Below are 9,743 nucleotides of genomic sequence, written 5' to 3'. Positions count from 1 at the left end.
AGACGGCGCTCGTGCCGGGGAGGCTCGTCATTGGGAGGTCGAGCGTGTAGCGATACCAATTCGTTCCGGCCGGCTGGTTCTGCATCGTATCTTCATTGCCCGGGGAGCTATCGTCGTTGTCGTTGCAGGCCAAACCCGAAGCCATCGTCATCAAATCGGCGACGCTCATCGCCGCTTTGCGTGCGTCGTCGTTGCGGATCGGCAGATAGGACGCCAACAGGCTCAATACGAGCGATTGGGGAGTAAATCGATGAGTATCTTCGATTGCACGTCCCACGATCAGCGTCGCGACGCTCTTGGCGGCCGAGCGCGTGTCGTGCGGCGTATCCGCCGTAAATCCGTAGAAGTACTCGTCGAGGACGAGCCGGCCGTGACGCGCGATCGAGATGCTCTGAATGTACGGCGAGCGCAGCGCCGGCGCGCGCATGCCGACGATTCCGTCGATCGCTTGGGCGAGCGGCGCCTCCCGCATCGACGCCGTCGCGAGCGTTCCGACGCTCCATCCGTCCGCCAAGCGCTCCGGCGCGCGATACTGCCACGTGCTCTGCATGCGCGGATAGAACCAGCGAAGCTCCGCGCCGTCGGGACGGTGAAAGGTAAGCGGGGCGCCGTCGATCGATGCGTGTTGGAGGTGCAGCTTGCCGTCGGGCGCCGGTGCCGGAAGGTCGAAGAGCATGCCGAGCGCGCTGCCGCTATTGAACTCGGGATTGCGAATAAAAGCGCCGATCCGGCCGTCGCTGCCTCGGGAGACGACCAGGAAGTAGTGGGCGGGTTCGCCCAGCGGCGTGGCGGGCACCCACGCTCTCTCGGGCGCCGGCACCGCTTGCGCTGCCCAGACCCCGACGAGGGTCGCGGGTATCATCGCATCGCCTCAGGTACGCAGAAGGTCGGTTCCGGTCATTTGCTGCGGAATCTTCAGGCCCATCAGGTGCAGCAGCGTCGGGGCGACATCGCCGAGCTTGCCCCCGCCGGCGAGCGTACCGTGAAGACCTTTGCCGATCAGCACGAAGGGGACGGGGTTGGTCGTATGGGCGGTGATGGGGTTGTTCTTTTCGTCGAGCTCCTCTTCGGCGTTTCCGTGATCCGCGGTAACGGCGAGCAGGCCGCTCGCGCGCAAGGTTGCATCGGCCAGCCTCGCTAGACATTCGTCGAGCACCTCGACGGCGCCGATCGTCGCTTCCCATCTGCCGGTATGTCCGACCATATCGGCGTTAGCATAGTTCATCACAATGGCGTCGTAGCGGCCGCCCGCGATCGCTTTGAGTGCCGCGTCGGTGATCGCCTGCGCTCGCATCGCCGGCGCCAGATCGTAGGTCGCAACGGAACGGTCCGACGGGATGAGCTCGCGCTCTTCACCCTGCACCGGCTCTTCCCGCCCGCCGTTGAAAAAATAGGTGACGTGCGCGTACTTCTCGGTCTCGGCGAGACGAAGCTGCCGCAATCCGGCCGCTGCGATGACGTCGCCGAAGGTCTCGTACTGCGGGCGCGGCCCGAAGAGCACCGGATTGGTATAGTTCTCGTCGTACTTCGTCATCGTCCCGAAGTATGGTCGCCGGTACGCCTTGGCTGCGAACGCATCGAAGGGGTCGTGGTAATACTGCGTCGTTCCGGCGTCGAAGGCGGTCGTCAGCTGCCGCGCGCGATCCGGACGGAAGTTGAAGAAGATGAAGGCGTCCCCGTCCTCGATCGGCCGCGGCTGCGCGACGATCGTCGGCGCGACGAACTCGTCATCCTCGCCGCGCGCGTAACCCTCCCGAACCGCCGCGAGCGCATTGCCGCTATGGTGCTGCGCGTCGCCGCGGGCCAGCAGTTCGTAGGCGCGCTGGGTCCGTTCCCAGCGCCGGTCGCGATCCATCGCGTAAAAGCGCCCCGTGACGCTGGCGATCGCGCCGTCGCGTCCAACCGCCGAGAGCTTGCTCTCGAGCATTGCGACGTAGAGCGCCGCGGAACGCGGCGGCGTGTCGCGCCCGTCGAGAAAGCAGTGGACGGCAAATGGGACGTTCGCCGCGACGGCGGCGTCGATCAGTGCGAAGAGGTGCTCGATCGAGCTGTGCACTCGTCCGTCCGAGAGCAGCCCCATGAGATGAAGCGTTGCTTTATTCTGCGCGGCATGCGCGAGTGCCGCGCGCAGCGTCTCGTTTCGCGCGAACTCGCCCGTTGCGATCGCGGCATCGATCAGCGTCACGCCTTGCGGCACGACGCGGCCGCTGCCAAGGTTGAGATGGCCGACCTCGCTGTTGCCCATGATCCCTTTGGGCAATCCGACGGACTCGCCGGAGGCGCGCAGCGTCGTGTGCGGATACTGTTCGAAGAGTCGACGCCAGTTCGGTAGATTTGCAGCCGCGATCGCATTGCCGTGCGTCTCGTCGCGGCAGCCCCAACCGTCGAGCACGGCGAGCACGACGGGCCGGTAGTTCATTGCGCGTGCGCGATCAGCGAGGCGAAGCCCTCCGGGTCGAGCGACGCGCCGCCGATCAAGCCTCCGTTGATCTGCGGCTGCGCCATATAAGAGGCGACGTTTGCTGCGTTCATGCTGCCGCCGTAGAGAATCGGCACGCCCCCAAGCTCGGCGACGCAGCGGCGAATCGTCCCCATGACGCGATTAGCCTCGCGCGGATCGCAGTTCTTGCCGGTTCCGATGGCCCAGATCGGCTCGTACGCGACAACGACCTTCGCGAGATCTTCTGCCGGAATGCCGGCAAAGGCGTCCCGTGTCTGGCTGATGACGCGTTCGTCGGCCTCCCCCGCATCGTGTTCTTGCGACGTTTCGCCGACGGCAACGATCGGTGTGAGCCCCTGCCCCAGCGCCGTGCGCACTTTCAAATTCACCGTGCGATCGTTCTCGCCGCAATAGGCGCGTCGCTCGGAGTGTCCGAGGATGACGTAACTGACCCCGAACTCGAGCAGCATCGGAGCGCTGATCTCGCCGGTGAAGGCGCCCTGCAGTTCCCAGTGCATCGTCTGCGCGCCCAGCCGCACGCGCGTCCCGGCCAGGCGCGACGACGCAAGCGGGAGCGACGTAAACGGCGGCGCTACGACGATTTCGATCTTCGCGGGAACGCCGGCGACGCGGGGAAGGAAGGCATCGAAGAAGGCGGCCGTCTCGGCGGCGGTTTTATGCATCTTCCAGTTTCCCGCAAGGATCGTTTGCGGCGAAGGCGCGCTACTGCTCAAGCGCGGCGACTCCCGGCAACGTCTTCCCTTCGAGGAACTCGAGCGTTGCGCCGCCGCCGGTCGAAACGTAGGTCGCCCTCGACGCGAAGCCCAGCAGATTGGCGGCTGCGGCGGCGTCGCCGCCGCCCACGACGCTGGTCGCGCCGGCCGCGGTCGCGCGGGCGATCGCTTCGCCGACGACTTGCGTGCCTTGGCGGTACGCCGGGTTCTCGTACACGCCCATCGGCCCGTTGAAGACGATCGTCTTCGCGGTTTCGATCGTCGCAGCATAGGCCTTTGCGCTCGCGGGGCCGATGTCCAGAATCATCTCGTCGCCGACGCTGTCGATCGCGACGACGTGCGCGCGCGCTGGCGCGTCGAGCGACGGCGCGATGACGGCATCCACCGGCAGCTCGACCGCGACGTTGCGTTGCTTGGCCAGCGCCAAAAAGCGTTGCGCCGGCGCGAGATCGTCGTCACGCAAGGATTTCCCGACGTCGACTCCTTGCGCCGCGAGCAGCGTGTTGGCCATGCCCCCGCCGATGCAGAATGCGTCGACCAGCAGGCACAGGTGTTCGAGCATCGGCAGCTTGTCTTTGATCTTGGCGCCGCCGATCGCACAGACGAAGGGCTTGGCCGGATGCTCGACGATCGCCGAGAGCGCGCGCAGCTCGGCCTCCATCAGCAGCCCGGCCGCGCTCGGAAGAAAGTGCGCGATCCCTTCGGTCGACGCATGCGCGCGATGCGCGGTGGCAAAGGCGTCGTCGACGTAAAGATCGCCCAGCGACGCGAGGCGCTGCGCGAAGGCGGGATCGTTGCGTTCCTCTTCGGGGTGAAAGCGTACGTTTTCGAGCAGTAGGATATCGCCGTCGTGCAGCTGCGCGACGGCTCGTTCCGCGACGTCGCCGACGGAGTCGGCAGCAAACGCGACGCTCGTGCCGAGGCGCTGCGAGAGCGCGCGTGCGATCGGCGCCAGCGAGAGCGCCGGATCCGGCTTTCCATCGGGCCGCCCAAGGTGGGAGAGAACGATCGTCTTCGCCCCGCGTTGCGCGAGCCAGCGCAGCGTCGGCAGAGCGGCGTCGATCCGTGCGTAGTCGCCGATCGTTCCGTCGGCGATCGGCACGTTGAGATCCTCGCGCACGATCACTCGCTTCCCCGCGACGTCGAGGTCCTCGAGCCTGCGAAACAGCACTCGGAAGGGACGATCCCTACGCTTTGGCGGGAATCGCCGAACCCACCATGGCCGTCAGCTCGGCGAGACGGCACGAATAGCCCCACTCGTTGTCGTACCAGGCGGCGATTTGGACGAGATCGCCGTTGGCATTGGTAAGCTTCGCATCGATGATCGAGCTGTTCGGGTTCTTTTTGAAGTCGCTCGAGACAAGCTCTTCCTCGGTGTAGGCGACGTATTTGCTCAGCTCGCCTTCGGCCGCACGACGGAGCAGCGCGTTGAGCTGGTCTTTGGTGGTCGGCTGCTTCGTCTGCGCGACCAGATAGATCATCGAGACCGTCGGCGTCGGAACGCGCAGCGAGAAGCCGTCGAAGGTCCCCTCGACTTGCGGGATCGTCAGGTAGAGTGCCTTGGCGGCACCGGTCGACGTCGGAATGATGTTCGTCGCGGCGTTGCGCGCGCGTCGCAGATCCTTGTGCGGGCCGTCGAGCACGTTCTGGTCGTTCGTGTATGAGTGAATCGTGCTCATGAAGCCCTTGACCCAACCGAGCTCGTCGACGATTGGCTTGACGGCGGTGGCCAGGCAGTTCGTCGTGCACGACGCGTTGGAGATGATGTTGTGCTTTTCGGGGTCGTAGTTGCGGTCGTTGACGCCGAGCACGATTGTGATGTCCTCGCCCTTGGCGGGGGCGGAGATCAGGACTTTCTTCGCCCCGCCGCCGTCGATGTGGGCGCGGGCTTTGGCGGCATCGGTAAAGAGTCCGGTGGATTCGACGACCACGTCGACGCCCAAATCCCGCCACGGCAGCTTGCCGGGATCTCGCTCGCCGAAGACGCGGATGCGCCGCCCGTCGATCTCCAGCGTCGAGTCGGACGAGCCGACGGTCCCGGCGTAGATGCCGTAGTTGCTGTCGTACTTGAAGAGATGGGCGCACTCTTTGGCGCCGATCAGATCGTTGACGGCCGCGATCTCGATCTCGGGATGGCGTTCGGCGAGCGCCTTTGTAAAGTTACGTCCGATGCGGCCGAAGCCGTTGATTCCGATGCGCATGCTGCGCCGTTACCCGACCGCTCTGGGGCTCCCCTGCACGCCGCGCAGGGAGTCGGCGAGCCGGCTTAGCGCGCCGAAGCGACTGCTCACGGTAGGCTTCCCGATCGGGGGACTGCAGCGGCGGCCGAGCTCGGCCAACGATTCGTCGGGATGGCGAAGGCGCAGCTCCGCCAGCTCGCGCAGCGGCGGCGAGAGCGCCGGCAGGCCGTAGGCGTTGGCGAGGAACTCGATGACGCGCCGTTGCTCGGCCGCGGCCGCGGCGCTGCGCTGCAGGTTCGCGGCCTCGGTATTGACGAGGCGGTGGATACGGTTCTTGGTCTCGCGCAACGCGCGTACGTCCTCCAGCTGGAGCACCGCGGTAAATGCGCCGATGCGTGTGAGCAGCTCGGCAATCGCGTCGAACTCCTTGAGGTAGAGCACGACGCGCCGTTTCCGGCGCGCCTCTTTCGCGGGGACGCCGTTACTGCGCAGCGTCCACGCCAAACGTTGGGCGATGCGCTCGTCGCGAACGACGAACTCCAGGTGGTATCCCCGCGTACCCGCCGCGAGCGATCCGCAGGCCAAGAAGGCGGCGCGCAACTCGACGAGCCGGTCGCACTTGTGGACCGGCTTGGCCGGGATTTCCCTCAGGCGCTCCGGGAGTGCCACGGCAAAGGTCGGTAAGCGCGCGAGCCGGGTGGGCGCCCGCGCCTCGATCGGGTAGCGCTTCCGTTCGTCGAGCAGCGACCAGAACAGGCGCGCGACCGAGTTGCGGTGGGTTACGAACTCCTCGCCGGCTCCGCCGTAGAGCGCCAGGGAGACCAGCAACGCTTCCCGGCAGTGCCGCTCGCTCGGAAGCTCTCGCGCGAGGGCGTCCTTCGTATCGGCCGAGATTACAGCCACTCCGCCTCGTCCTTTCGGGAGTCGACGAGCTCGTACAGGTCGGCGGGCTTGACCGCGGGCGTGACGCGCAGCGGCACGTCGCGAACGCGGACCGTCACGAACTTCGTGGCGTAGTGAATCTCGAGGACGTCGCCCGGCTTCACTTGGTAGCCGGGCTTGAGGGGCTTGCCTTCCCGCGTAATTCGCCCGTGCTCGAGGGCCTCGTGGGCCTCGCTGCGCCGTTTGGCCAGCCGCGACACCTTCATGAACTTATCCAGCCGCACGGCGTCTTCTTTCGGCGCCGTACCGCGTTTCTCGCCTGTCGAAGGCCTGTCGAAGGGTTGACACTATCGCGATATATCGGATACTGTGTCGACATGCACCGATGGGAGAGGCCCAGGCACGGCATGCGCCGGTTTCGCCGAGGAATTTTGAAGTTCGCCGTGCTCAAACTGCTGGCCGATATGCCGAGCCACGGTTACGAGTTGATCCGGGCCATTCGCGAAAAGGGGTGGGGCGGGGGCGCCGGCTCGGTCTACCCGTTGCTGGCCGCGCTGGAGGCCGCGGGCTTCATCTCCGGGCGTGAAGAGGGCGATCGGCGCATTTACGAGCTTACCGAAAAAGGAAGAAAGATGCTCGAGGAGCGTGCGGCCGACATCGGCCGGTTTTTCGAAGGCGACGAAGAGGAAGAGGGCACGGGCGACGCGCGGGCGCAGATGCGCGAGGCGGCCGATCGTTTAATGCACGCCGTCTCTCAAATGAGTTATTCTTCCAAACCGGAGACGGTCGAGCGCGTGCGCGAACTGCTCGATGACGCCCGCAAGAAAATCTACGAAGTGCTCGCGCAAGAATAAGGGGTTTCCCATTGGCGCAAGCGCGAACGGCGCACCGCGGGGTCAACATTTTCGAGGAGGGCAAGCCGATGTGGCAGATCCTCCTCGTCTTTCTGGTACCCCTGATGCTGAGCAACGTTTTGCAGTCCGCATCCCAGACGATGGCGAGCATCTGGATCGGCCGCTTGATCTCCACGCACGCGCTCGCCGCGGTCTCGGCCGTTTTCCCGATCGTCTTTCTGCTTTTTTCGTTCGTCTTCGGCGTGTCGAGCGGCAGCAGCGTACTCGTCGGTCAGGCCTACGGGGCGCGCGACCTCCACAAGGTCAAGAAGATCGCCGGCACCGTGCTGGGTGCGGCGCTCTACCTGGGCATCATCGTCGCGATTCTGGGTGCGTTCGGATCGCCGATTGTCCTGAAGTGGCTGGCGACGCCGGCCGATATCCTCCCGCAGTCGGACGCCTACGCGCGCGTCGTCTTTTTGACGATGCCGATCTTCTTTTTCTATTTCGTGTACGTCACGATCTTACGCGGCACCGGCGACTCGACGACGCCCTTTTACACGCTGCTCGTCTCGAGCCTGCTCGCGATTGCCGTGACGCCGCTCTTCATTGTGGGCGCGCTGGGGCTGCCCAAGCTCGGCGTGGTCAGCGCGGCGGTCTCGGGCCTGATCGCCAACAGCGCGGCGCTGGGGTGGCTGATCTTTTATCTCGCGCGTAAAGACCATCCGCTCAAGTTCGATCGCGAGACGCTCTCCGATATGCGGATCGATTGGAAGATTCTGGGCGCGGTCGTTCGCATCGGCGTGCCGACCGGCATCCAGGTGATGATGGTCTCGCTGGCCGAGCTCGCCGTAATCTCCTTCGTGAATCGTTTCGGCTCGGACGCGACGGCAGCGTACGGTGCGGTGAACCAGGTCGTCGGCTACGTCCAGTTTCCGGCGATCTCGATCGGCATCTCGGCGTCGATCTTCGGGGCGCAGTGCATCGGCGCGCGCCGCGAGGACAAGCTCGGCAGCGTCGTGCGTTCGGCGGTCGGCTTGAACTACGTCGTCGGCGGCTGCATCATCGTGCTGTGTTACGTATTTGCCTGGGCGATTCTCGGCTGGTTCATCACCGACCGTCACACGCTCGATATCGCGCACCAGCTCTTGATGATCACGCTCTGGGGCTACCTGCTCTTTGGCAACTCCGCGGTGCTGTCGGGCCTGATGCGCGGCAGCGGCTCGGTGCTCTGGCCGACGATTAACGGCGTCTTCGCGATCTGGTGCGTCGAAGTGCCGGTCGCGTTCTTTTTGATGCACCGCATCGGCCTCGACGGCATATGGCTGGGCTACCCGATCTCGTATTGCGTCGTCTTAGCGCTGCAGTTCAGCTACTACGAGTTCGTCTGGAAACGCAAAACCCACGAACGCCTCGTCTAGCCCTGCAACCCGTCGCTCTCCACTTTTCGCGGTCAGGTTTTCGCCAGTTTCCATAGCTCCTCGAGTTCGTCGAGGGAGAGATCCGAGAGCTGCTTTCCCTCTTTACCGGCGCGCTCTTCCATGAAGGAGAAACGCCGGTAGAACTTTTCGTTTGCCTCGCGCACCGCGGTTTCGGCGTCGATGCCCAGCGCACGAGATAGATTGACGAGGGTGAAGAAGACGTCGCCGAGCTCTTCGCGCACGTGGGGATCGTCCTGCGGTTGGCGGCGCGCCTCGGCGAGCTCCCCCAGCTCCTCGGTAAGTTTTTCCAGAATGCCGCTTACATCCGGCCAGTCGAAGCCGACGCGCGCCGCCTTTTCCTGCATGCGCTGTCCGCGCTGTAACGCGCCGAGCTGCTTGGGAATTCCGTCTAGCCGGTTCTTGCGCTCTCGTCCGGTCTTTTCCAGCGCCTTGAGTTTTTCCCAATTGCGCCACTGCGCGTCGACGTCTTCGATCACGGCGTCGCCGAAGACGTGCGGGTGCCGTCGTACCATCTTGTTTGAGAGCGCGTCGACGACGTCGGCGATGCTGAACTTGCCGACTTCCGTCGCGAGCTGCGCGTGAAAAAGGATCTGCAGCAGCAAGTCGCCGAGCTCTTCACAGAGCGCGTCGAGCTGCTCTCCTTCGATCGCGTCGACGACTTCGAACGTTTCCTCGATCAAGTAAGGTACCAGCGTGCGGTGCGTCTGCTCGCGATCCCAGGGGCAGCCCATGCGCAGCCGCGCCATGATCTCCACGAGATCGTCCCAGGAATGATGCGCCGACTGCGGCGGCAGCGGCACGAGCGGCATCGTGATCGAAGCGGAGAGCGTCGCTCGCGGCACTCCGGGAACGATCTCCGTAGCGATGCCGCGCGACTCGAGCAGCCGCAGCAGCGGCGGCAGACCCGGGAAATCCGAGAGCGGGTTGCCGAGTACGCCCAACCCAATCGCGTCGCCGATGAAATCGCCCTGCAGTCGCTGCGCAAATCGTTCGATCTCGTCGCTGCCGCCGCGTACGAAGAGCGCGGGATCGTCGACGAGATCGCGGACGATCGTTATGCCGTTGCGCGACAAGTAGCCGGTGAGATCCGGCGGCGCCATCAGCGCCACGGCCTTGCCGACGGTGCGCAGGGCTTCTAAGGTACCGATGGTCAGGAGCCCGGGATCGCCCGGGCCCAGGCCCGCGATGCGAACCAGCACGTCGCGTCCTTCGAAAGGCGACGGCGGCACCCC

10 protein-coding genes are annotated in these 9,743 nt (G+C 65.1%); 2 read left to right on the top strand and 8 right to left on the bottom strand.

Annotated features, from left to right (window positions below):
* The 7 genes from VGG51_09150 to VGG51_09120 all read right to left on the bottom strand — a co-directional run.
* A partial coding sequence (locus tag VGG51_09150; protein HEY1883187.1) for a serine hydrolase occupies positions 1 to 862 on the bottom strand: 862 nt, incomplete at its 3' end.
* Positions 863 to 871: 9 nt separating this feature from the next.
* On the bottom strand, positions 872 to 2,419 hold the full coding sequence (gpmI, locus tag VGG51_09145; GenBank protein ID HEY1883186.1) for a 2,3-bisphosphoglycerate-independent phosphoglycerate mutase: 1,548 nt from the start codon (positions 2,417 to 2,419) through the stop codon (positions 872 to 874).
* On the bottom strand, positions 2,416 to 3,174 hold the full coding sequence (gene tpiA, locus VGG51_09140; GenBank protein HEY1883185.1) for a triose-phosphate isomerase: 759 nt from the start codon (positions 3,172 to 3,174) through the stop codon (positions 2,416 to 2,418). The genes gpmI and tpiA overlap by 4 nt, the downstream gene beginning before the upstream one ends.
* Positions 3,164 to 4,345 carry a phosphoglycerate kinase gene (locus VGG51_09135; protein HEY1883184.1) on the bottom strand — a complete coding sequence of 394 codons (1,182 nt, stop codon included), beginning with the start codon at positions 4,343 to 4,345 and terminating at the stop codon, positions 3,164 to 3,166. The genes tpiA and VGG51_09135 overlap by 11 nt, the downstream gene beginning before the upstream one ends.
* Before the next feature lie 16 nt (positions 4,346 to 4,361).
* Positions 4,362 to 5,375, bottom strand: coding sequence for a type I glyceraldehyde-3-phosphate dehydrogenase (gap, locus tag VGG51_09130; protein ID HEY1883183.1), 1,014 nt, complete (start codon positions 5,373 to 5,375; stop codon positions 4,362 to 4,364).
* 9 nt (positions 5,376 to 5,384) lie between these two features.
* The gene (gene whiA / locus VGG51_09125) at positions 5,385 to 6,257 is read right to left on the bottom strand and encodes a DNA-binding protein WhiA (protein HEY1883182.1); all 873 of its coding nucleotides are present in this window, start codon (positions 6,255 to 6,257) and stop codon (positions 5,385 to 5,387) included.
* Positions 6,248 to 6,520 (bottom strand): RNA-binding S4 domain-containing protein, encoded by a 273-nt coding sequence (locus VGG51_09120; GenBank protein HEY1883181.1) that lies wholly within the window; start codon positions 6,518 to 6,520, stop codon positions 6,248 to 6,250. Before VGG51_09120 ends, whiA begins: the two co-directional genes overlap by 10 nt.
* A gap of 147 nt (positions 6,521 to 6,667) precedes the next feature.
* Here VGG51_09120 and VGG51_09115 point away from each other — a divergent pair, with 147 nt between their 5' ends.
* Together VGG51_09115 and VGG51_09110 are read left to right on the top strand one after the other, a co-directional pair.
* Positions 6,668 to 7,090 (top strand): PadR family transcriptional regulator, encoded by a 423-nt coding sequence (locus VGG51_09115; GenBank protein ID HEY1883180.1) that lies wholly within the window; start codon positions 6,668 to 6,670, stop codon positions 7,088 to 7,090.
* A gap of 11 nt (positions 7,091 to 7,101) precedes the next feature.
* Positions 7,102 to 8,490: an MATE family efflux transporter gene (locus VGG51_09110; protein ID HEY1883179.1), complete on the top strand. Its 1,389-nt coding sequence runs from the start codon at positions 7,102 to 7,104 to the stop codon at positions 8,488 to 8,490.
* A gap of 32 nt (positions 8,491 to 8,522) precedes the next feature.
* Here VGG51_09110 and mazG read toward each other — a convergent pair whose 3' ends face one another.
* The gene (gene mazG / locus VGG51_09105; protein HEY1883178.1) at positions 8,523 to 9,710 is read right to left on the bottom strand and encodes a nucleoside triphosphate pyrophosphohydrolase; all 1,188 of its coding nucleotides are present in this window, start codon (positions 9,708 to 9,710) and stop codon (positions 8,523 to 8,525) included.
* Positions 9,711 to 9,743 lie beyond the last annotated feature (33 nt).

Source organism: Candidatus Cybelea sp., assembly GCA_036489315.1.
Lineage (GTDB): Bacteria > Vulcanimicrobiota > Vulcanimicrobiia > Vulcanimicrobiales > Vulcanimicrobiaceae > Cybelea.
Note: the sequence above shows the minus strand (reverse complement) of the source record. Positions and strands in the feature narration are given on the sequence as shown.